At 70.7% G+C, this 21,674-nt stretch carries 24 protein-coding genes; 14 read left to right on the forward strand and 10 right to left on the reverse strand.

Annotated features, from left to right (window positions below; all coding sequences use genetic code 11):
• Positions 1-23: 23 nt before the first annotated feature.
• On the reverse strand, positions 24-296 hold the full coding sequence (locus FAF44_RS10810; RefSeq protein WP_237102939.1) for an acyl carrier protein: 273 nt from the start codon (positions 294-296) through the stop codon (positions 24-26).
• Between the two features lie 75 nt (positions 297-371).
• On the opposite strand from FAF44_RS10810, the gene FAF44_RS10815 reads away from it, so the two are divergent.
• The 3 genes from FAF44_RS10815 to FAF44_RS10825 all read left to right on the forward strand — a co-directional run bounded on the left by FAF44_RS10815 (position 372) and on the right by FAF44_RS10825 (position 3,709).
• Complete coding sequence (locus FAF44_RS10815; protein ID WP_237102940.1) at positions 372-1,106, forward strand: SDR family oxidoreductase; 735 nt, start codon at positions 372-374, stop codon at positions 1,104-1,106.
• A gap of 218 nt (positions 1,107-1,324) precedes the next feature.
• Positions 1,325-3,112, forward strand: a complete 1,788-nt coding sequence (locus tag FAF44_RS10820) for a GMC family oxidoreductase (protein WP_237102941.1) — start codon at positions 1,325-1,327, stop codon at positions 3,110-3,112.
• Between the two features lie 51 nt (positions 3,113-3,163).
• Complete coding sequence (locus FAF44_RS10825; RefSeq protein WP_237102942.1) at positions 3,164-3,709, forward strand: EF-hand domain-containing protein; 546 nt, start codon at positions 3,164-3,166, stop codon at positions 3,707-3,709.
• A 138-nt stretch (positions 3,710-3,847) separates the two neighbouring features.
• Here FAF44_RS10825 and FAF44_RS10830 read toward each other — a convergent pair whose 3' ends face one another.
• Complete coding sequence (locus FAF44_RS10830) at positions 3,848-4,417, reverse strand: histidine phosphatase family protein (protein WP_237102943.1); 570 nt, start codon at positions 4,415-4,417, stop codon at positions 3,848-3,850.
• Between the two features lie 55 nt (positions 4,418-4,472).
• Here FAF44_RS10830 and FAF44_RS10835 point away from each other — a divergent pair, with 55 nt between their 5' ends.
• Positions 4,473-5,420: a DNA polymerase domain-containing protein gene (locus FAF44_RS10835; protein ID WP_237102944.1), complete on the forward strand. Its 948-nt coding sequence runs from the start codon at positions 4,473-4,475 to the stop codon at positions 5,418-5,420.
• Between the two features lie 125 nt (positions 5,421-5,545).
• Positions 5,546-7,045, forward strand: a complete 1,500-nt coding sequence (locus FAF44_RS10840; RefSeq protein ID WP_237102945.1) for a M28 family metallopeptidase — start codon at positions 5,546-5,548, stop codon at positions 7,043-7,045.
• 55 nt (positions 7,046-7,100) lie between these two features.
• Here FAF44_RS10840 and FAF44_RS10845 read toward each other — a convergent pair whose 3' ends face one another.
• Positions 7,101-8,591 (reverse strand): M28 family peptidase, encoded by a 1,491-nt coding sequence (locus FAF44_RS10845; RefSeq protein ID WP_308193310.1) that lies wholly within the window; start codon positions 8,589-8,591, stop codon positions 7,101-7,103.
• A gap of 232 nt (positions 8,592-8,823) precedes the next feature.
• Between FAF44_RS10845 and FAF44_RS10850 the strand changes: the two genes are divergently transcribed.
• On the forward strand, positions 8,824-9,222 hold the full coding sequence (locus tag FAF44_RS10850) for a hypothetical protein (protein WP_237102947.1): 399 nt from the start codon (positions 8,824-8,826) through the stop codon (positions 9,220-9,222).
• A 6-nt stretch (positions 9,223-9,228) separates the two neighbouring features.
• On the opposite strand, the gene FAF44_RS10855 is transcribed toward FAF44_RS10850, so the two are convergent.
• Positions 9,229-9,843 (reverse strand): hypothetical protein, encoded by a 615-nt coding sequence (locus FAF44_RS10855; RefSeq protein ID WP_237102948.1) that lies wholly within the window; start codon positions 9,841-9,843, stop codon positions 9,229-9,231.
• Positions 9,844-9,931: 88 nt separating this feature from the next.
• Positions 9,932-10,654, reverse strand: a complete 723-nt coding sequence (locus tag FAF44_RS10860) for a 5-formyltetrahydrofolate cyclo-ligase (protein WP_237102949.1) — start codon at positions 10,652-10,654, stop codon at positions 9,932-9,934.
• A 153-nt stretch (positions 10,655-10,807) separates the two neighbouring features.
• Between FAF44_RS10860 and FAF44_RS10865 the strand changes: the two genes are divergently transcribed.
• Positions 10,808-11,401, forward strand: a complete 594-nt coding sequence (locus tag FAF44_RS10865; protein WP_237102950.1) for a hypothetical protein — start codon at positions 10,808-10,810, stop codon at positions 11,399-11,401.
• Positions 11,402-11,611: 210 nt separating this feature from the next.
• Here FAF44_RS10865 and FAF44_RS10870 read toward each other — a convergent pair whose 3' ends face one another.
• Together FAF44_RS10870 and FAF44_RS10875 are read right to left on the reverse strand one after the other, a co-directional pair.
• Positions 11,612-12,487, reverse strand: a complete 876-nt coding sequence (locus FAF44_RS10870) for a hypothetical protein (RefSeq protein ID WP_237102951.1) — start codon at positions 12,485-12,487, stop codon at positions 11,612-11,614.
• Positions 12,488-12,736: 249 nt separating this feature from the next.
• The gene (locus FAF44_RS10875; protein ID WP_237102952.1) at positions 12,737-13,171 is read right to left on the reverse strand and encodes a MarR family winged helix-turn-helix transcriptional regulator; all 435 of its coding nucleotides are present in this window, start codon (positions 13,169-13,171) and stop codon (positions 12,737-12,739) included.
• Positions 13,172-13,260: 89 nt separating this feature from the next.
• Between FAF44_RS10875 and FAF44_RS10880 the strand changes: the two genes are divergently transcribed.
• The 7 genes from FAF44_RS10880 (at position 13,261) to FAF44_RS10910 (ending at position 17,062) form a co-directional block, all read left to right on the forward strand.
• Positions 13,261-13,638, forward strand: a complete 378-nt coding sequence (locus tag FAF44_RS10880; RefSeq protein ID WP_237102953.1) for a VOC family protein — start codon at positions 13,261-13,263, stop codon at positions 13,636-13,638.
• Positions 13,639-13,820: 182 nt separating this feature from the next.
• Positions 13,821-15,089, forward strand: coding sequence for a hypothetical protein (locus tag FAF44_RS10885; protein WP_237102954.1), 1,269 nt, complete (start codon positions 13,821-13,823; stop codon positions 15,087-15,089).
• Complete coding sequence (locus FAF44_RS10890; protein WP_237102955.1) at positions 15,082-15,375, forward strand: hypothetical protein; 294 nt, start codon at positions 15,082-15,084, stop codon at positions 15,373-15,375. The genes FAF44_RS10885 and FAF44_RS10890 overlap by 8 nt, the downstream gene beginning before the upstream one ends.
• Positions 15,375-15,587 carry a hypothetical protein gene (locus FAF44_RS10895; RefSeq protein WP_237102956.1) on the forward strand — a complete coding sequence of 71 codons (213 nt, stop codon included), beginning with the start codon at positions 15,375-15,377 and terminating at the stop codon, positions 15,585-15,587. Before FAF44_RS10890 ends, FAF44_RS10895 begins: the two co-directional genes overlap by 1 nt.
• A 3-nt stretch (positions 15,588-15,590) precedes the next feature.
• Positions 15,591-16,187 (forward strand): hypothetical protein, encoded by a 597-nt coding sequence (locus FAF44_RS10900; RefSeq protein ID WP_237102957.1) that lies wholly within the window; start codon positions 15,591-15,593, stop codon positions 16,185-16,187.
• A 6-nt stretch (positions 16,188-16,193) separates the two neighbouring features.
• Positions 16,194-16,496 (forward strand): WXG100 family type VII secretion target, encoded by a 303-nt coding sequence (locus FAF44_RS10905; protein ID WP_237102958.1) that lies wholly within the window; start codon positions 16,194-16,196, stop codon positions 16,494-16,496.
• Entirely contained in the window at positions 16,493-17,062 is a 570-nt protein-coding gene (locus tag FAF44_RS10910; protein WP_237102959.1) for a hypothetical protein, read from the forward strand. Before FAF44_RS10905 ends, FAF44_RS10910 begins: the two co-directional genes overlap by 4 nt.
• Before the next feature lie 218 nt (positions 17,063-17,280).
• Here the strand turns inward: FAF44_RS10910 and FAF44_RS10915 are convergent, their stop codons facing one another.
• From FAF44_RS10915 to FAF44_RS10925, 3 genes are all read right to left on the reverse strand, one after another.
• Complete coding sequence (locus tag FAF44_RS10915) at positions 17,281-18,042, reverse strand: MBL fold metallo-hydrolase (protein ID WP_237102960.1); 762 nt, start codon at positions 18,040-18,042, stop codon at positions 17,281-17,283.
• An 84-nt stretch (positions 18,043-18,126) separates the two neighbouring features.
• Entirely contained in the window at positions 18,127-18,705 is a 579-nt protein-coding gene (locus FAF44_RS10920) for a TetR/AcrR family transcriptional regulator (RefSeq protein ID WP_237102961.1), read from the reverse strand.
• A 94-nt stretch (positions 18,706-18,799) separates the two neighbouring features.
• Positions 18,800-21,674, reverse strand: a 2,875-nt coding sequence (locus FAF44_RS10925) for an FtsK/SpoIIIE domain-containing protein (RefSeq protein WP_272894339.1), incomplete at its 5' end; no start/stop codon positions are given.

The following is a 21,674-nucleotide window of genomic DNA, read 5'->3' on the forward strand; positions in this document are numbered from 1 at the left end:
CGGACCAGGAACCGGGCAACCGCTCATCGTGAACTCACCTGTGCGACACAGATCTGCTCCACCAGGCTGTTGAGGGTCGGGGGAGTCATGAAGATCCGTGGATCCACTTCCTCCTCCATGCCGAACGCCTCTTCCAGCGCCAGCAGCAGTTCCACCCGAGCGATCGAATCCAGGCCCAGCTCGGCGGCGATGTGCTCCTCACCGCTGATCGGCCCGGTCAGTTCCGGCCGGATGCCGCGGACCGCTGCCACCAGGACTTCCAGGATCGCTTGGCTGTTGATTTCCCAGGCACTCAACAGATGCCCTCCGAGGCGGTGATTTTCTTGCCCGACAGTTACCCTGTGTATTCAACTCGAAACTCAGAGTAAAGGATGGGCATGGGCTCACTCCCGGGCAAGACGGCACTGGTCACCGGTGGATCTCGCGGTATCGGACGATCCATCGTCGAACGGCTCACAGCGGAAGGAGCACGGGTCGTCTTCAGCTACCGCCAGGCCAAGGACGCCGCCCATGAGGTCGCGGCCGCCACCGGCGCACAGCCGATACAGGCCGACATCGCGGTGGCCTCCGAGCTCGCCGATCTGTTCGACCTGGCCGAGCAGTCCGTCGGGCGCCTCGACATCCTGGTGAACAACGCTGCGGTCTGGCTGCCCAGCGGACGGATCGAAGAGGCCGACGAGGCAACCTACGACACGATGATGGCCGTCAACGCCAAAGGCACATTCCTGGCGCTCCAGCACGCGGCGGCCCGCCTCGCCGACGGTGGCCGAGTGATCAACCTCTCCTCGATCGGCACGCGGCGTCCGGCCCCGGGCAACGCCATCTACGCGGCCAGCAAGGCCGCCGTCGAGCAGTTCACCGCCATCGCCGCGCTGGAACTGGGAGTACGCCGCATCACGGTCAACTGCGTCTCCCCTGGCGCCACCGACACCGCCATGCTCGAGCAGTCGCTACCGCCGAAGCTGCATGCACGCGCCGCGCGCAACACCGTCCTGGGCCGCCTGGGAACAGGTGACGACATCGCCGGCATCATCGCCTTCCTGGCGGGTCCTGACGCCGGGTGGATCACCGGGCAGACCATCAGCGCAAACGGCGGCCTGCTCTGACCCTGGCCTCCGCCGTCTCGACGGGCGGCTTGCCGGGCCGCCCGCCCGCCGGGAAACGAGATCGACCGAGCCCTCGCCGCCCGTACGGGTCACCAAAGGATCACCAAGCAGCCACAGACGATCGTTACTCTGCGTGCTTGAGTGCTGACTGTGAGTGCTCAACGGCTCCCGCTGCTGTCCGTCGCACGGGACCGAACCTGCGATTCTCCGGGACATTCATGGACAACGCTCAAGCAGATGATCCGTCCGAAACGTCCACCTACGACTACATAGTCGTCGGCTCCGGACCGGGCGGCGGGACCGTCGCCGCGAATCTCGCCGAGGCCGGTTTCTCGGTGCTCGTCCTCGAGGCGGGTCCGCCCAGCGGCAACGAGGTCTACCGGGACGTTCCCCTGTTCTTCGCCCAGGCCACCGAGGACCCTGAGGTGGCCTGGGAGTACTGGGTGCAGCACAACGACGGGGGCAAGGCCGCCCACGGTGACATGTGGGTCGATGAGAAGGACGGGGTCCTCTACCCCCGGGCGTCGGCCCTCGGCGGCTGTGCCATCCACAACTCCGGCATCATCATGTACCCGGCGCACAGCGACTGGGACGACATCATGGAGCTGACGGGCGACACCGGATGGCACCACGAAGCCATGTGGCAGCACTGGCAGAAGGTGCTCGAATGGCAGGCCGTCTCCTCCAAGAACCCGTTCGCCCAACTGGAGTCACCCCGAACCGATCCCGGCAACCTGATCGCGTCGCTCAAGGACCCGGGCTGGTTCCTCAAGTCGATGGAGAACGCCGAACGCTCGGGGGAACTCAACGACAAGAACAACGTCGGCACCCCAGGACCCTGGCACCTGCAGATCGGGATCAAGGGCGGCGTGCGCCACGGCGTCCGGGATCGCCTCATCTCGGCCGAGCGAAACTGCCCGACCCTTGAGATCCAGTGCGATGCGCTGGTGGAGAAGATCCTCTTCGAGCCCGGACAGACAGGCCCGAGGGCGGTGGGCGTCCAGTTCCTGAACGGACGTCACCTCTACCAAGCCTCACCGAAGTTTCAGGAGACGACCGAGGAAGAGCGGGCAACCCTGCGGCAGGTGGTCCGAGCTCGTCGAGAGGTCATCATCGCGGGCGGCACCTACAGCAGCCCGCAGCTTCTCATGCTGAGCGGCATCGGCCCCGCCGACCACCTGCGGGAGCACGGCATCGACGTCCTCGTCGACTCACCTTGCGTCGGCACCAACCTGCAGGACCGGCGCGAGATCTCCGTCATCGACCGCTACGCCCTGCCGGAGCTGACGGAGAATCCCTATGTAGGCGCACTCGTCAAGTCGCTCAGCCCGGCAGGGCCACGGCTGAGCGTCTGCCTGTCCGGGTGGCGGGCCGACCCGGAGAATTCGCAACTCGGCCAGTTCGGCGTTCCGTGCATCACCTATCGCACCGAGGGCGCCGACGGATCGGCCACCAACTGCGTCACGATCGGGGTGCCCATCCAGTTCCGGGCCCACCACCCCGACTGGGTCAAGGAGGCGTTCGCACACGTCGGCCAGTCCTGGACCTGGTTGACGCTCATGGGGTACACCGGGGACCGGAACGGCTACGTGCGCCTGCGTTCGGGTGACCCCACCCACAGCCCGGACATCAACTTCCGCGCCTTCGGCAACGGTGCGGGCGGAGCGAAAGACCTCGCCGCACTGACGCAGGCCATCGAGATGTGCCGCGAGCTGAACCGCCTCGAGCCCGGCGAAGGCGAGATCTTCCCCGGCCCCGACGTCCAGGATCTCGGCGACTTCATTCGCAAGGAGCACTACGGCCACCACGCGGCGTGCTCCAACCCGCTCGGAAGGACCATCGAGGACTCCGTCGTCGACAGCTCCTTCAAGGTCCACGGAGTGGAAGGGCTGCGCATCGTGGACGCTTCGGTCTTTCCGAAAATGCCCGGCCTGTTCCTCATCGCAGCCGTCCAGACCCTCTCTCAGAAGGCCAGTGTCGACATTCTTCGCGACACGAGCGGCTGAGAACCGACGCGACGGTACGTCATCGGAGCGTCACAACAGAAAGGATCCTCCATGTTCACCCAGCTCCAGCAGCGCAAGATCGACCACTTCTTCGAAGTACTCGACCCCGACGGGGCCGGCGCTCTGACCTTGCCAACCGTGGTGGCCATCGGTGACCGCTACGCCCGGATCCGCGGCTATGCCCCCGACTCCGCCGAGGCGCACCGCCTGCGCGCCGCTCTGGAGCACTGGTGGAAGGTGGTGCTGTCTCCCATGGACACCGACGGCGACCATCGCATCGCCCGCGAGGAACTCACGCAGCGGATGGCGGAGGCGCTTCCCGACGCCGACGGAGCCGACGCGTTCCGTGGTGCCGCCGACGCGTTCTTCGAGGTCGCCGACGCCAACGGGGACGGTCGCCTGGTCAAGGACGAATACGTGGACATGTTCGCCGTCGGATGCGGGCTGGCGCGGCGAGACGTGATCCAGGCGTTCCAGCGCCTGGATCTCCAAGGACGGGGCTACCTGGACCTGGACGAGTGGCGCAAGCTGGTCGACGAGTTCTTCACGAGCACCGACGCCGACGCCCCCGGGAACTGGCTCTACGGCAGCTACTGAACCACGACGCATCCGCGTCACCTTGCTTCGAGGTGGTCCCGCACCTCGAAGCCTCGATAACCCCACCCGCCCGCGGATCGAAACGTGGGCGGTGGGCCGAACACCCAGTTCGTCGGGGGGATGCCGACGGGTGCGATCTCAGACGCGGAGGTCGGGTGGGAAGCCGGTCCAGCGCAGCTCGGCGGGCAGGTGCCCCATGTCGTTGAACAGGAGCAGGGACGGCGGGCGGCCCTCGGTGTAGCGGATGGCGGTCAGGGCGGCGTTGGCGTGGTTGAGCCCGAGCCAGCGGTGCGCGGGGGCGTCCATGGCGGCGCGGACCAGCCAGCCGATCAGGAAGTTGTGGGTGACGACCAGCTCGTGGCGGACGTCGTCCACCGGGCCGGTGAACAGGTCGAGGGCCTCCTGCGCGAGCGCCGGGTCCGCCGTGAACTGCCTGACGAAGGCGGCGAAGACCGGGGGCACTTCCTCGTCGTACGGGACGTAGTCGCCGGCGGCCTCCGAGACGTGGAGCGGGACGCCGGGCAGGCGCTCGCCGATCAGCCGGGCCGTCTCGGCGGCGCGGGGCAGCGGGCCGTGGTGCACGGCGGCGAGGGGCACGTCCCGCAGCCGGTCGCCGAGCAGCGCGGCCTGGCGGCGGCCGGCCTCCGTCAGCCGGCTCTCGTCGGGCGTGGCCTCGCCGTGGCGGGTGAGGTAGAGAAATCGGGTCATCGCCGACCTTCCGTGGTTGTTGACCATACGTTCGAACATCGGCATCGTAGAGCGGGTGGCCGCTGATGAGACACGTGACGGTGTCGACCTCACCAACCTGGACCAGGCGCTGTTCGACGGCGCCGGCGCCACCAAGCGCGACCTGGTCGACTATCTCGACGCCGTCCGCGACCGCATCCTCCCCGCCCTGCGCGACCGGCCGCTGTCGGTGATCCGCGTGCGCCCGGGGCAGGCGCCGTTCATGCAGAAGAACCTGCCCAAGTACGCCCCCGACTGGGTGCGGTCGGTGTCGCTGTGGGCGGAGGCGTCGCGCAGGCAGGTGACGTACGCGTTGTGCGACGACAGGAAGACGCTGCTGTGGTTCGCGAACCAGCGGGCGGTGGAGTACCACCCGGGGCTGTTCGCCGGCGGGCATCCCACCCACATGGTCCTCGACCTCGACCCGCCCGAGCACGACGACTCCTTCTCGCTGGCCGTGCGCGGCGCGCTGCTCGTCCGGCAGGCGCTTGAGGACGCCGGGCTGGCCGGGGCGGTGAAGACGAGCGGGGCCAAGGGCGTGCACGTGTTCGTGCCCGTCGCCGAGGACACGGCCATGGACGACCTGGCGGCGGCCACCCGCGCGCTGGCCGCCCGCGCCGAGCGGCTGGACCCGGCGCTGGCGACCACGGCGTTCATCCGCGAGGACCGCGCGGGCAAGGTGTTCCTCGACTCGACCCGCGCGGGCGGCGCCACGGTGGTGGCCGCCTACAGCCCCCGCATCCGGCCGGGCGTGCCGGTCTCCTTCCCCTTGTCGTGGTCGGACGTCGATCGGGTCTCGCCACTCGACTTCACCCTGCGTACCGCGCCGGGGCTGCTGAAGGACGCCGACCCGTGGGCCGGGCAGATGCCCGCGCCGCAGCGGCTGCCCGCCGACCTCGTCGCGGAGGGGCACACGATCCCGGTCGCCCGCGTGCAGGCCATGCACGAGGGCAAGCGGCGCGCCCGCGCCCGCCGCGCGGAGTGACGGTCGGAATCTCGGAGATTTGCCACACATGTGGGTCTTCACGATGATTCCTGGCCGGGTTACGTTCGGGCAGCGGCGGCTCGGGGGGAGAGGCCGCGTTTCCTGATGACTCATGGGGGACACGTATGCGAAGAATCGCCATCGCGCTGCTCGCGGCGCTCGCCCTGCTCCTGACCACGGCCGCGCCGGCGCACGCCGGCGGCCTCGACGACGTCTTCGCCAGACTGCTCGTCAAGAAGGTCAAAGGGACCAACGTCAAGAAGCACCTGGAGGCTCTCCAGGCCATCGCCGACGCGAACGGCGGCACCCGCGCCACCGGCACGCCCGGCTACGACGCCTCCGTCGACTACGTGGCCGGCAAGTTGCGCAAGGCCGGCTACCAGGTCACGCGGCAGCCGATCAAGTACGTCAAGAGCTGGCGCGAGAGCAGCCCGCCGGTCCTCGACCGCACCGCGCCCGCCGCGCGGTCGTACGTGCCGGGCGACGACTTCTTCACCTTCCAGCCCTCCCCGTCGGGCGACGTGACCGCGCCGGTCCAGGCCGTGGACCTGACGCTGCCGCCGTCCCCGGCGCCCGGCTCGACCAGCGGCTGCGAGACGGCCGACTTCGCCGGCTTCGTGTCCGGCCGGATCGCGCTCGTCCAGCGCGGCACCTGCCCGTTCGTGCAGAAGGTGGACAACGCCGCCGCCGCCGGAGCGTCCGGCATCATCATCTTCAACGAGGGCCAGCCGGGACGCACGGACGCCTACCCGCTGGACCTCGGCGAGTGGCGGGCCGGGATCCCCATGGTGTTCGCCGACTTCGCCGTGGGCGACGAACTGGCCCGTACGTCCGGAGCCACCGTCCGCCTCAAGGTGGACGCCGACCTCGTGCTCGGCACCAACGACAACGTGCTCGCAGAGAGCCGCACCGGCGACCCGCGCAACGTCGTCATGGTCGGCGGCCACCTCGACAGCGTGCCCGAGGGGCCCGGCATCAACGACAACGGCTCCGGCAGCGCGGCCATCCTGGAGATCGCGGAGGAGATGGCCGGCCTCCCGGTCAAGAACAAGGTGCGTTTCGCCTTCTGGGCGGGCGAGGAACTCGGCCTGCTCGGCGCCGACCAGTACGTGGACTCCCTGACGGAAGCGCAGCGCGACCGGATCAGGGTGTACCTGAACTTCGACATGATCGCCTCGCCGAACTACGCGTACAAGCTGTACGACGGCGACGACTCCGACGGCGTCGGCTCGCCGGCCGGCCCGCCCGGGTCGGCGCGGATCGAGCGGCAGCTCGCGGACTTCCTCGGCTCCCGCTCACTGCCGACCGTCGGCACCGACTTCGACGGCCGCTCCGACTACGGGCCGTTCATCGCCGTCGGCATCCCGTCAGGCGGCATCTTCACCGGCGCCGAGGGCCTCAAGACGCCCGAGGAGGCGGCGCTGTTCGGCGGCACGGCGGGGGTGGCGTACGACGCCTGCTACCACCAGGCGTGCGACACGATCGCCAACATCGACGACACGGCGCTCGACGTGAACTCCGACGCCATCGCGGACTCGGTCGCCCGGTTCGCCTACAACCTGAAGGCCATCCCGCCGAGGACCGTGCCCCAGGCGGCGGCCCTGACGGCTGATTCGTCGGGCTGACCCGGACCCGTCCGGCCGAGGCGGTGTCTCCAGCCCGGAGACACCGCCTCCCCGTTCACCGGGTGATCTTCACGTCGTCCACGCCCGCCTCGACCAGCGAGGCTCCGGAGGCGTCGGCCGCGTCGATGAGGATGCGTACGGTCTGGCCCGCGAACGCGTCCAGGTTCGCCGTGGCGGTGGCCCAGGCCCCGTTGCGGTTGGTGGCCGCGCCCGCCTGGTTGAGCACCGTGGCCGTGCTGCTCCCGACCACGCGGATCCGCAGGTAGTCGGCGCTGGAGGAGTTCGAGCCGTGCGCCAGGTACCACGATAACGACAGGTTCAGCGGCCCTGCCGAAGGCAGTGTGATGGGTGGCGACTGGATCGAGGTGACGCCGCCGTCGACGTCGTGGTCGCCGGCGGCGCTACCCGCCAGACGGCCCGTGACCAGGTCGTTCGTGCCGCTGACCGTGGTGCCGAGCTGCTTGGCGCCGCTGGACGCGGTGGCCTCCGGGTCGCCGCGCTCCCACAGCCCGAGGGTGGCCGTGTCGGTGCCGGCCGGGTTGACCGTCCAGCCCGTGGCCGTCTCGAACGTCTCGGAGTAGACCGTCACCGGCGGGACGGCGGTGCCGAGCGTCCAGACCGCGTACGCGATGGCGTCGGCGTTCCGGTCCAGCGCGGTGTCGTTGATGTTGGCGGTCGTGTCGCAGGCGCGGTGGTAGCAGACGTCGAACGCCTGCCCGGACGTGCCGCCCCACAGCGTGGCCTGGGCGGCCGTCTTGACGCCCTCGGCCCCGGTGAACGTGCCGCCCGCCGGGATCCCCACGGCGATGAACGGCCCGTAGTCGGAGCGCCCGTCGAAGTCGGTGCCACGCGTGGCCACGCCGATGGAGGTGAAGTAGTCCTGGATCGTCCGCTCGATCTGCGCCGAGCCGGCCGGGCCCGGCCCCGCGCCCGTGCCGTCCGAGTTGTCGCCGTCGTAGACGAAGTAGCCGGCGTTCGGGGAGCCGACCATGTCGAAGTTCAGGTACCCCTTGATCCGCGTCCGGTCGGCGGCCGGCAGGTTGCTGACGTAGAACTGCGAGCCGCGCAGCCCCAGCTCCTCCGCGCCCCACCAGGCGAAACGCAGATGCTTCGTCGGCTGGAGCGCCTGGCGGGACACTTCGAGCGCGGTCTCCAGGATGGCCGCGCTGCCCGAGCCGTTGTCGTTGATGCCCGGCCCGGCCGTCACGCTGTCGAGGTGCGCGCCGACCATCAGGACGTCGTCCGGGTCGCCGCCCGGCCAGTCGGCGATCACGTTGTAGCCGGTGGCGCCGTTGTAGGTGAACGACTGCAGGGTGGTGGTGTAACCGGCGGCGTCCAGCCGCGAGCGCACGTAGTCGGCCGAGGCCAGGTAGCCGGGCCGGCCGTGGGCTCGGTTGCCGCCGTTGGCGGTGGCGATGGACTGGAGCTGCGACAGGTGGGCCTTGACGCCCGCCAGCGGGATGTCCGGCGGTGCGGCGGCCCGCGCGGCCGGTGCGGTCAGGGTGGGGGCGAGCGCGACGACCGCCGCCACGATGACCGATCTCATGCCGTTCTTCCAGGTCGGACGCCTAGATAAGTGCATGGCGACGACTCCATCCGAGGTCGAGGGTGGGAGATCCCGAGATGGTGCTGGCCTGAACGTAACGCCACAAAAGGGGTTCGCCTAGGTGCTCGCTGCCGGAAGCTCCGGCCGGTGCTGGGTTCATCGACTTCGGCGGCAAGTGATCGTCAAGTGCGCTCGGCTACCTTGACCACCGACCGAGATGGAGGGGGCGACCATGGGTGGACTTCCGGGGTCCGGCAGAACGGCCGTACTCGTCACGATCGGCGGGCTCGTGGGCGGGGCGCTCGCCTGGAGCGGGAGCGCGATGGCCGACCGGCCCGCCGGCACCGCGGCCGCGCAGCAGGTCACCGTCGTGACGGAGAACAGAGAGGTTCCTCCCGGCTACCTCGGCACGAACGTGGTCTGCCCGAAGGGGCGGCGGGCCATCAGCGGCGGTTACGCCTACCACGGTGTCCACAGCACCAGAAACCCCGTGATCGTCGAGGTGAACGCACCCGGCCGCACCAGCGACCGGCCGGACGCCGTGGCCGACGCCTGGGACCTCTTCTTCCTCAACAGCAAGGACAAGACGATCACCGTCGAGGTCCACGTCGTCTGCACACCGATCGACTAGGCCCGGCTAGGTGCTCTGTGCGGCCTGCTCGGGGCGCAGCGCCGCCAGCATCGCCTCGGGCGCGTCGGCGAAGAACCGGATCGAGCGCACCTCCGCCCGGCCGCCGAGCGGGCGCACCACGGTGACCGGCTCGGCCAGCTCGACCGTCAGGTTGGTCCGCGAGGAGACCGCCACGCTCAGCCGGCCGTCCTTGACGGAGACCATGCCGTCCTCGTTGAACGTCCGGCTCGTCCGTACGGCGGTGACGAGGTCACGGGGGATGTGCAGGTCGAAGTAGGCGCCGTACCGGATGCGCAGCGCGTCACGGGTGACGACGTGCGGCCGGGTGGCGCAGGACGCGGCCAGCATCGCCCCGAACAGCAGGCCGTACAGGTCGGCGATCAGCACCCCGTACCGCAGCCACGCGGGCACGTCGAGCGCGACCAGCAGCAGATCCACCACCACGGTCTCGACCGCCATCGCGAACAGCATCAGCGTCAGCATGAACGCCTGCTCCTTGGCGTAGCTCACGACGACCGCGCCCCGGGGCACCCCGTGCTTGCGGCGCACGACCCACAGCCCGATGGCGGCCAGTCCCTTGACCTCGAACCCCACGATCCGCAGCACGGCTCCGACCATCACGTACTCCTCCTTCGGCAGCTCGCCTCCATGAGAAACGTTGCCGCCGCGTCAAGGTCAAGTCGTACGGACGCGCTGGGGATCGATCCGCTCAGCCGCCGCCCCTCGTCGCGCGGGCGCCGAGGACCGGGATGGCCGCGATCTTGTCAGCGGGCATGCTGGACCAGATCAGCCCCCGGGGTCGCGGAGCGCGGGGGCAGGTGATGACCTCGTTCTCCGTGACGATCACGTCCACCCGGAAGTCGTGCTCTCCTTCGGGCAGCGGTTCGTCCAGCACCTGAAGAGAGTGGACCGTCGTGACGATCACGGTGTCGTCATCGACGAGGCCGTCCTCGATGAGGAGGGCCACTTCGATGTCAGAGTATCCAGCCCCCTTGCCGAGGCGCACACCGTCCCGATTCGCCGCGACCGTTCCGCACACGACCAAGTCGATCGGGCGCATCCGCTCCGTGCCCACGCGCGGGCTCGCCTTCTCGGCGGCCTCGCAGGTGGCGGCCTGGTCAGGTGGCAGCTTGGAGCGGGCGGGGTCGATGAAGTAGAACGGCTCGACGGTCGCCATCCTCGGAACGGCCATGTAGAGGATCTTGCCTTCGGCGAGGGCGCGCGTCCGCACCGGGAGCTGGGCGTCGTCGGGGTTCGCCTTCACGGCGCGCGCTCGTCGCCAGGCGTCGGTGGCGGCGAGCAGCTCAGCGGCCTGGTCGGAGCCGACGAACCGGGGGATGTAGCCGCGTGCGTCCGGCGTGGAGATCCGAGCGTCGATCAGCGCCGACCAGACACGTTCGCGAACCGCGCTCTTGCCGTCGTCAAGGCTCATATCGCCAGTTCATCACCTCGCCATCAGAGCGAACAGGCGATCGCTGATCTCCTCGGCTCTGCTCACAGGGCTGGCGCGGTAGGCGCTGGGGCACAATGGCGTTCTCGGTGGGGCGGGGTGGTGAGGGTGGCGCTTGGGGTTGAGTTCGCGAGTGTGGTCGGGCGGGTGGTGGAGGCCGATCGTGTGCTTTCCGGTGGGCTGGATGTCTTCGCGCCGGCCCAGCAGGGCTACAGCGAGGACGAGCACCTCTTCCGGGTCGGGTTCATGAGCGTCGGTGAGGCGGGTGAGCTGCGCGGGCGGTTGCTGTCGATGGGGATGCCTGAAGAGGCGGTCACCGTGGAGCGGATGGATCAGCCCGTGCCCGCCTGGTTGCGGCGCGGTGAGGTCGACGGTCATCGAGCGGTCTGGCTCGCCGGGCGGGAGCCGGGCGGGCTCGTGCCGCCGCTGCAAGGGGTCATGGTGCGCGGGTCGTCGCGGTTGTGGGAGGTCGTCGAGTCGATGCGGGCTCGCGGCGAGGTCGCAGTGCGGCGGGGGCCGGCGGACCCGATCGTGGACGAGGCCGGCGGCGAGCGGTTCGAGGTCGTACGCGGGGATGCCCTCGTCGATCTCCACGTCATCCGGGCGTCGGACGGCTCCGGCGGCGTCGGGCTGTGGGCGGCGCGTCGTCAGGAGCGTAATCGCGGCTGCCGTTCCGACATCGAGTTGTTGCGGCGGTTGAAGGTGGTGCTGGAGGCTGCCGGGTCCTGAAACCGCGGGTCCGTTCAGCGGGTTCGCAGCGGTGTCAGCGCGGCGGCGTGGGTCACGCCGTAGGACGCGGGCAGCCGGCCCGCCAAGGCCGGTCGTTCTGGCCGGTCAGGGGCTGGGTGCCCCCGGCGTTGCCGGGGGCCGGGCGCGGGGCGGTGTTCGGGGCCGGGTTCGTGGCGCGGCCCCGCTTCGTCCCTCGCGCTTGTTCGAGGTTTAGTTGACGCACCCCGCGACAGGCGTGGGTGCGCAGTTCGTCGGGGTGTTGCCCCGCACGACCGAGGCCGTCAGCGTCACGGTGCCGGCGCCGCCCTCGTTGTCGATACCGCCCGGAGCATTGTTCGCCCTGTTGTTGTTGACCACGCTACGGGTGACCGTCGCGGTGCCGGGGCCGATATTCGCGATACCTCCGCCGACGTTTCCGGCCGTGTTGTCGTTGACCGTGCTCTGGTTCACCACGAGTATTCCGTCGCTCGCTATTCCGCCGCCCTTCGCCCCGGCCTGGTTGTTGTTGATGACGCTGTTGGAGAAGGTCATCCGGCCGTCATTGGCCGCGCCGCCGCCGTTCAGGGTCGCGGAGTTGCGCTGAATGACGCTGTTCGTCACGTTGACGATGGTTCCGTTGATGCCGCCGAGGCCGCCGGAGAAGGTGCCGGTGTTGTTCGTGATGATCAGGCTGTCGAGGTTCGTGGTGCCGCTGTTGACCGCGACGGCTCCGCCGAATGCTCCTGGGGAGGTGGACGCGTCGCCTCCCATGAGCCGGACCCGGTCGAGGTTGAAGTTGCTGTTGACGGTGAACAGGCGGAAGGGGCTCGATCCCGAGGCCCGCTGGATCGTGCTGTTGCGCCCGTGGATGGTGAGGGGCGTGTTGATCGGCGGGAGCGGGCCGGTCGAGTTGTTCAGGACGTACGTGCAGCCCGGCGTGAGATTGAGCGTGGCGCCCGGCGCGGCGGTGTTGATCGCGGCCACCAGTGCGGCCCCGGAGCAGGGCACGATCGTGACGATCGCGTGGGCCGCCGGAATTCCGGCCACGAATGCGGCGGCGGAGAGAACGCCGCCGCCGATGGCCTGATAGATCCTGGTTTTATCCATTGAACTGTTCCCCCTGATCGGACTATAGGCGAAATGCGTGGCGTTTCGCCCGATCGATCATGCCCGGGGCAGAGAAGCCCTACACGTATGACTTAACCGGCATAAACTTAAAATCTGGTCATTCGTGGCATGTCATCCCATCGGGTTCCGTGAAGAGCGTGATGGGGATTTAGTGGGGGTTTGATCCGTTGAATTCCGGCTAATTCGAGTTCGGGTGTTTCGGCAGGGTGCCGGTTCTTCCGGGAGCGGTCAGGCTCCGACCTCGTCGGCCAGTCGCCGCAGGTAGGCGGCGAACCGGAGCCGGTCGGCCTCGTCCCAGGAGGCGGTCAGCTCGTCGAAGGCGTGCCGCTGCCACTCGCGCGACCCCGCCAGCAGAGCGTGCCCACGCTCCGTGAGCCGCAGCGCGGCGCGGCGGCGGTCGTGCGGGGAGGTGGCGCGCTCCAGGTGACCGGCGTCCACGGCCTCCTTCACCATGCGGCTCGCGCCGGAGTGGTCGAGGCCGAGTTGGTGGGCGACGGTGCCCACGGTCGCCTCGCCGGGCGCGGTGCGTACGGCCTCCACCACCATGACGTGCTGGACGTGCCGCGCCTCACCCGTGGGCGCCGCCGCCTGCCCGGCCCAGCGCCGCGACCAGAACCGCACCAGCCGGAAGAGCGCGGGCCCGCCGCCGTCCATGTCACTCATGGGCCTCACCTTACGCCGGATTGCATGCGATACGCACATATGATTGTGTGCGTATCGCATGCATTCAAGCTCTTGAAAAGGATCCCGGCATGACCATCGTCATGAACCACCTGATCGTCCCCGCCACCGACAAGCACGCCTCGGCCGCGTTCCTCGCCGGCCTGCTCGGCCTGCGGACGGAGCCGCAGGCGGGGCCGTTCATCCCGGTCAGGGTCAACGACGACCTCGCGCTCGACTTCGACGACCGCAGCGACCCCCAGCCCGGCCACTACGCCTTCCTCGTGGACGACGCCACCTTCGACGCGGTGCTCGACCGCCTCCGGACGGGCGGCGACGGCATCGACTACGGCTCCGGCCCCATGAACGGCTGGGACCGGCGGATCAACCACCTCGCCGGCGGCCGGGGCGTCTACGTGCGCGACCCCGACGGGCACAGCTACGAACTGTTCACGGTCGTTCCCGGCTGAATCCCCGCCGCTCTCCCACTGCCCGGAAGAGATTTCCGGAATTCGCTTGAACCCTTTCCCGGCCGACCGCGTACAACCAATCGGAAAAGGGCATCCGCGACCCCAAGAAAGCCGCCTGAACTGCTCGGAAGGCGACTTTCGCGGGTGCCTGCCGCGCTTATTCGGCCTGCACGGGGATGGCGATGGAATTTCAGGGATGGAGCGACGGCCTGGCCCTGAGGCCGCGCGATTACCTGGGAGAGGGCGAATCGCTCGCCGCTGCCGTCGCGGCGGCGGGCCCGCTCAGGGGCGACGCGCTCCACCTGTTCACGCTCGGCGCCGCCACCACCATGGCCAGGCTGCACCTGGGCGGGATCGCGGGGCTGCGGCTCGGCCCGGACAACGTCATGATCGGGCCGCCCGGCCAGGTGTCCTTCGCGCCGGGGCCGCGCGACAGCCTGTTCCCGGCCAGCGACGTCAGGGACTGGGCGGACGTGATCGTCTTCGCGGCGACCGGGCACCGGCCGGGCGACGGAGCCGACCTCGACCGGCTGCTGCCCGCGCTGCGCGCCGTGATCGACGAGTGCCGCCGGCCCGACGCGGCGGCCCGTCCCTCGGCCGTCGATCTGGTGCGCGTCCTGCTCGGCCACGACAGCGCCGCCCGTGCCGCCACCGCGTCCGAACTGCTGCTGGAGGCCGAGCGGCGGACCCGGCCCCAGGAGCCCGCGCCCTACGAGGAGAGCCTCGTGGCCACGCCGTTCTGGCGCAAGCCCGCCTACCTGGCGGGCATCGGCATCGGCGTCGCGATCGTCACGGTGGCGGCGGGCGCCGTGATTCTGATCTCCGGCCAGGCGAGCCCGCCGCAGACCGGCGTGGGAGACGTGCTCAGCGCGATCGGCCGGCGCACGGCGACCTTCCGCCAGGTGACGGAGGAACCGAGGCCGAAGCGGCGGGCCGTCGCCGAGGGGCGGCTGAGCTTCGACGGGAACGCGCCCGCGACGTCGTACGACATGGAGCTGACCTGCGGGAACGACGCGAGCCCCACAGTCGTGTCCCTCGTCGGGAGCAGGGGTGTGGCCGGGGGCGTGCCGTTCGACGCCGACCGGCCGCCGGTGGAGCCGTGCGCGGGGTGGCAGGCGCACCACGTCCGCGACCTCAGCTCGCCGCGCACGATCAAGGGCCTGCTGGACGCGGCGGGGCCGGACGTGCGCGTCACCGGCGCGGACGGCCGCACGTTCGCCGGCTCGGCCCTGGCCCACCGGGTCAGGGGCGAGGAGGGCCAGGCCACGTACGCGGGCCTGCCGGCCGAGGGGCCGGTGCGCTTCACCCTGCGGGTGGACGCCCAGGGCCTGCCGGAACGCCTGGAACTGCGCATGGACAGCCGCACCGGCGGCCCCCAGATCATCGAGACCGTCTATCGGGACTGGCGCGCGTTCGAGGCCATCGCGGGGGAGACGACGTCCAATGGCTGAGGAGTTCACCGCCGACCGCCAGGAGGCCGCGAAGGTCTCGGGGGATCTCAAGGCCGTCCGCGCGGCGCTGGACGGCGGCCGGTCCGGGGCGCTCGACGCGCGGACCGGCTCGCAGCGGGTGGACGACGCCGTACGGAGGTTCTTCGAGGAGTCCTCCGACAACCGCGAACGCATGGACCAACTGCTCGAACGCGCGGCGGGCCTGCTCGACGCCCTCGTGGAGGGCACGGGCACGCTCGACGGCTCGCTGGCAGGCTCGCTCTCGACCGGTTCGGGGGGCTCGTGATGAAGGCGCTCGGGCTCGGCGTGCTCACCGGCGTCCTGGCCGCGACGATCGCGGCGTCGCTGGTCTTCGCGCTGACGGACCGTCCGGACCCGGCTCCGGAACCGGCGGCCGGCACGGGTGCGGCGCGTGCCGGTCAGCCCTGGGCGGGGCACCCCGAGGAGCCGCCGGCCGCGTCACTCCCGAACCCGTGGACGCCGTCAAGGAGGAACTGACCCATGGCTGAGCTGCCCTTCGGTTTCACCGTGCGGGTGCCGGAATCCTGGTACGAGTTCGACGTCTGGCGGGCCGGCCGCACCGGTGACCTGGCCCGCCTGGTGGACGCCCGCGTGGCGACCGCCCCCGACCTGGCCCCGCACCGGGCGGTGCTGCTGAAGGTGCTGCGCGAGGTCGCCGGGCTGGCGGCGCGGCACGGGGCGGTGTTCAGCGCGGCGATGACCGACCACGTGCAGGACGCGGGCACCGTCCTGGCCACGCTCATGGTCCTGCATACGAAGGGCCGCGCCGACCCCGAGGGCAACACGGTCGAGGCGATCGCCTCGGGGGTCGTCGCCGTGCCGCGCGCGCCGGGCACGCCCGCCTGGCGCCGCGTCGAGATCGTCGAGGTGGACGCGGGCCGCGCCGTACGCGTGACCGGGGTCGAGACCGGCGAGATCGACGCGGTGGTCATGCAGACGCTCGTCCCGGTGCCCGGCGGGCACGGCGTGCTGGACCTGGTGCTCACCAGCCCGCACCTCAGCCTGGCCGAGCCGATGCTCGACCTGTTCGACGCGATCAGCGCCACCCTGGCCTGGTCCGACCCCCGAGGAGAGTGAACCGTCATGGCAGGTGGGACCCATCACCTCAGCTTCCCGCAGGTGGAGAACAGCGCCACCCGGCTGAACAAGGAGAGGGAGGACATCGAGAGCCGCCTGACCCAGCTCAAGGCGATGATCGACCAGCTCGTGAGCAGCGACTTCGTCACCGAGCGGGCCTCGGGCAAGTTCCAGCAGGACTACGACCAGTGGAACAACGGCGCCAGGCAGGTCATCCAGGGGCTGGAGGGCATGAGCCAGTTCCTCAAGACGGCCATCGCCAAGCACCGCGAGCTGGACGCCTCGCTCAGCGGCGGCGTCGGCGGGTGAGGCCGTGCCGGGCGGACGAGACGTACGCGCACCGGCCGCCGAGGCGGGCCCGTGAGGCGGACGCCGATCGGTCGCGCGTCCGCCGGAGCGCCGGGAGCCGGGCCGTACGGGAGACCGGGCAGCCGCCCGAAGCCGATGGAGCCGCGGCCGGTTCCTGGGCCGGTTCCTGGGCCGGTTCCTGGGACGGCTCCTGGGACGGCTCCTGGGACGGCTTCGTCTCCTGCGCCGGCACGGTGGCGGCGGTGGCCGGGCTGGTCGTGCTGGCCACCTCCGCCCCCGGCGGCCCGGCAGGCGTGGCGACGGTGACGGGCGCGATGATGCTGGACGCCGCGCTGCACAGGTACCAGCGGGGCGACGGCTCGCTGGATCAGGTGGGCCTGGCCGCGCTGGGCGTGCTGCCGATCGGCCGGGGCACCGCCCTGCTGGGCCGAGGTGCCAGGGCCGTCATCGGCCTGCGCGGCGCGACGGCCGCACTACGCGTCGGCGGCGCGAGCCTCGCCCCCGGCGTGGGCACGCCCCACCACGACGACCTACGAGAACAACCGACCGGCGCCCATCCGGTCTAGAACGGCGCCAGACCCACGAATGCGCCCGTTCGGTCCGGGGCTTCGCGAACGGCGTCAGCTTCACGAGTGCGCCCGGCCGATCTAGGGCTCCGACCCGCCCCAGCTCACATCCACTCGTGAACACCCCAGAGGGAACGAAATCCGGCGCTGGCCACAGGGCCGGGATCCGGACGCCCGTCGCCGTTGATCAATCCTGGAGATGTAACTGACGCTGAGACTTACAGGTAGCGGGCCAGTTCCCATGGGTCGTGCGCCGAGAACACCTCGACGTCACCTTGGGGATCGAGAGTCATCTCACGCAGTGTCGCGACACCCGCGAGGCGCTGCTCGCGATCTACCTCCCCCGAAGCCTGGACCAGCTCCATCAAGGGATGAGTGTCGGGCGTGGGCCGATCGACTTCGCCGTGGTACATGTATGCGTCACCTGCATGGATCAGCCACCGGTCTGTGTCCCGCACCGCGACTCCTGCATGGCCTGGTGTGTGCCCGTGCAGCGGGATCAGCAAGATCTCCTCAGCGATGGCGTCAAGGGCTTGAACTCTGTCAAAACCCTTCCATCGCTCTCCAGATCCGCTGTTGTAGGTCACCCACTTCGGGCCGTGCGCGAGCTGGGCCGGAGTCTTGCCGCCGTCCGCCAGTTCCGCCTCGAACAGGTGCACCGCCGCGTCGGGGAAGTCGCTCAGTCCGCCGGCGTGGTCACGGTGCAGGTGGGTGAGCACGATATGGCGGACGTCCGCTGGGGACAGGCCAAGTGCCGTGATCTGTGCGACTGCCGTCGTGGCGGGATCCAGCGACGGCTGGGTGAGCTCCACCCAGTCGTTCAGCAGCCGCTCGGCCGGGTTCGCGATGTCGGCGTGGCCGATGCCGGTGTCCACCAGGACGAGCCCGGACGAGTCCGTCTCGACCAGCAGGACATGGCTGACCGCGGCGGCGGGACTGAGCGGGCTGTCCGGCCCGTCTGCCGGCTCGATCTCCAGCATTCGGGCACAGTCGAAGTGATGTACGCGCATGAGACTTTCCTGGATTGCGATGATACGGGCGGGTGAGTATTGAGCCGACGATCGTCAGTTGGCGGCCTGTGCGATCAGGTCGCCGAGTTGTGCGGTGATCGTGCCTATGACGGCCACGTCCTTGCGGACTCGGGCGAGCATCACGGCTCCCTGGATGGACGACAGGACAAGTGCGGCGAGTGGCTCCACCTGCTCTTCGGGGACGCCCCAGCCGCGCAGCGCCAGTGCGATTCCCTGCTGCCACTGACCGTAGGCGCCGTCGCAGGCCAAGCGGATGGTCTCGTTCTCGGCGGCGGTCTCCAACGCCACGGTGGCGACCGGGCATCCCTTGGCGAAGTCCGACTCCAGCAGGCTGCGGGCGAAGTGCTCGCCCATGGCGGCCATGCCGGATCGGCCGTCCTTCATGGTGATCAGCAGCCGCTGGAGGGACTCGCCGACCTCCCGCCCGGACCGTGCGACCGACTCTGACGCCAACTGCTCCTTGCCGTCCGGGAAGTGGAAGTACAGCGACCCCTTCGGCGCCCGGCTCTCCGCGAGCACCTGGGTCAGCCCGGTGCCGTGGTAGCCCTGCCGCTGGAACAATTCCGCCGCCGTCCGCAGGACTCGTTCTCTCGTCTCACCCTGAGCTGCCATGACCCTTACTCTAGGGCGACCGGTCTAGAGAAACAAGTAGACTGGTCACCCTATTTTGAGCGAAGTCACGACGCCTCTCTTTTCGCGTACTCCTCTAGAGCTGCGCGAACTGCACCAGGTCCAGTCGCCGCCCCGTCCCCATGTAAGCCCGCCCCACCGGCCCTCCGAAGAACTGGTCGGGCTCCAGGTTGATCCCGTGTTCCCGGGCGTGCACCCGGCTGGTCGGCGTCAGCAGGAAGCGCGTCCCCGACCTCAGCACCTCGGCCACCTCGCCCGCCAGCGCCCGCCGGTGTCCCTCCAGCAGCGGCGTGGCGTCCCCGCACAGGACGAGGGCCCGCCGCCCCAGCTCCGACGGCGCGAGGAGGTCCTGCAACAGGGTCGGCAGGGTGTCGAAGCCCTGCTCCCGGGGCGTGACGGTGACCTGGTCGACGTCGTCCACCACGACCGCGTACCGCTCGCCTTCGAACGCTTCCACGGCCTCGCGCAGCGCGGCGTCGGTGAACGAGGTGCCCGCCAGCGCCCGCGCCTCGGGCAGCGAGCGCACCAGGGGCGAGCGCGGCGGCCCGACGGCCAGCACGCGGACGCCCGCCCGCAGCAGCACGCTCGCGATGACCAGCGCCGCGTTGCTGCGTCCCGACCCCGAAGGGCCCGACACCAGCGCGAGGTGCGGCCCGTGGTCGAAGAGGTCCAGCTCGACGGGCGTGACGCCGGGACCGCCGACGCCGACGGCCGCGCCCGGCAGCCGGTTCGACGGCAGGCTGACCGGCAGCGGCGGGAACGGCTTCGGCCCGGACCCGGGCTCGCGGCCGTGACGGGCGGCAGCGGGCGCGACCGGCGGGCTCTCGGGCGGCAGGCAGATCTGGACGTGCAGCCCCGAGGCCGCCTCGATGGCCCGCCCCGGCAGGACCGGCGGCGACACCATGCCCGCCGACAGGTAGGACCGCCGCGTCTCCTCCCGGGGGAACGGCAGGAACAGCCGCCGCGAGAACAGGTCGGGCGTCTTCCCCCGCACCATGTCGTGCCCGCCCGCGGCCACCGTGTGGATCCCCACCGGAGGCCCTCCCGCGACGATCCCGCGCAGCGTGACGAGCAGCGGCGTCTCGAAGAAGTCCGGGCTGCCGCGGTCCTCGAAGTACTCCCACCCGTCGATCACCAGCACGATCACCGGCGCGGACGGCCCTGCGGGCGACAGGCGGGCCAGCCGCCGCCGGTCCACCTCGTCCGCCAGCCAGGTCACCAGCCGCCTGACCCGGTCGGGCTCGCCGCCTCCGATGACCGCGCCGCAGTGCGGCAGCGACGCGTACCCGGCCAGGCCGCCGGGCCGGTGCTCCACCACGTACAGCCACAGGTGCTCGGGAGAGCGGCGGGCCGCCAGGGCGGAGATCAGCGCCCGGCAGAACGTCGTGCGTCCCGACTGCGGACCTCCGGCCACCATGAGCCGCTCGGTGCCGTCCAGGTCGAGGGTGAAGGCGGGCTGGGCCTGGTCGGCCGGGTCGTCCGTCAGCCCGAAGGGCACGCCGTCCGCCGCCGGCAGGGCGTCCAGCGGCAGCCGGGCGGGCAGCGGCGGCAGCAGCGGACGGAACGGCGGTTCCGTGGCCAGGCGGGACGCGGCCGCCAGCACGGCCGCGATGGCCAGTTCCTGGTCGGTGCGGCCGGCCCGGGGCGCGTCCCTGGGCTCGGGACGGGGTAGCCCGAGCGCGGTCCAGGGCGTCAGCCGCGCGGTGGCCGGGGCGGCTCCGGTGGGCGGCGGGTCGCCCAGGTAGCCGGTCTGGAAGAGCTGGGGCGTGCGCTGCTCGCCGCCCACCCGCATGATCATGCCCCGTCCGCGCAGCCGGGACGGGATCGTGGCGGCGTCGGGCACGCCGAGCACCTCGGTGCTGTCGGAGGGCTCGTTCTGGCGCAGCGTGACGCGCAGCGAGATGTTGTTCTTCAGCTCGGGCGACAGCTTGCCCTGCAACGACTGCGTGGCCAGCACCAGGTGCATGCCCAGGGAGCGGCCCTTGGCCGCCACGTTCACCAGTTCGCGCAGGAAGTCGGGCGAGGTCTCCAGCACGCGGGCGAACTCGTCGAACACCATGACCAGCCGCGGCAGCCGCCCGCCGGCGCCCCAGTAGGCGTCGATCTCGCCGCCGTACCTGGCCAGGATCGCCTCCCGCCGCCGCACCTCCGCCCGTACGGAGGCCAGCACGCGGCGGGCCGCGCTCTCGTCGAAGACGTCGGCCGCGGTGTCACCGGTCGAGCGGATCAGCCCCACCACGTGCGGGCAGTGCTCGAACGGCAGGAACGCGCTGCCGCCCTTGAAGTCGACCAGCACCAGGTTCAGCTCGTCGGGCCGGTTGGCCAGCAGCAGCGAGGTGACCAGCGTGCGCAGCAGGATGCTCTTGCCCGCGCCGGTGGCCCCGCCGAGCATCGTGTGCGGCCCGTCGGCGGCGAGGTCCACGGTGACGGGGCCGGAGCCGTCCGCGCCGACGCACACCCTGGTGGTCGGCCCGGGTGCGGCGGCCCACCGCGCCGGCACGGCCTCCTCGTCCGGAACGCTGAGCCCGAGCGTGTCCAGCAGGCGCACGGCGTCGGGGATCACGCTCTCGGCCCTGGCCAGCGTGAGCCGGTCGCGCATCGGGGCGACCGCGCGGGCGATGCGCTCGGCGGCCTGCTCCCCGAGGCTCTCGGGCTGCACGGGGATCGGCAGCCCCTGGCGGCCCCGGGTGAGCAGCATGCCGACGCCGTCCAGCTCGCAGACGCCGCGGCACTCGTTCAGGCTGCGCTGGTCGGCGCAGATCACGTACACGCCGACGGACGGGCCCTCCCTGAGCACCTCCTTCATGCCGGGGATGTCGCGCAGCGCGCGGGCCCCGTCGAGGACGACGACCACGTCCTCGGTGAAGGCGGCCCGGCGCTCCCTGGCCTTGAGCCGTTCGGTGACGAGGTCCCGCAGCTCTTCGATCCGCTCCGTGCGGGTCTCCGGGGTG

It is taken from the genome of Nonomuraea sp. MG754425 (genome assembly GCF_021699195.1).
Lineage (GTDB): Bacteria > Actinomycetota > Actinomycetes > Streptosporangiales > Streptosporangiaceae > Nonomuraea.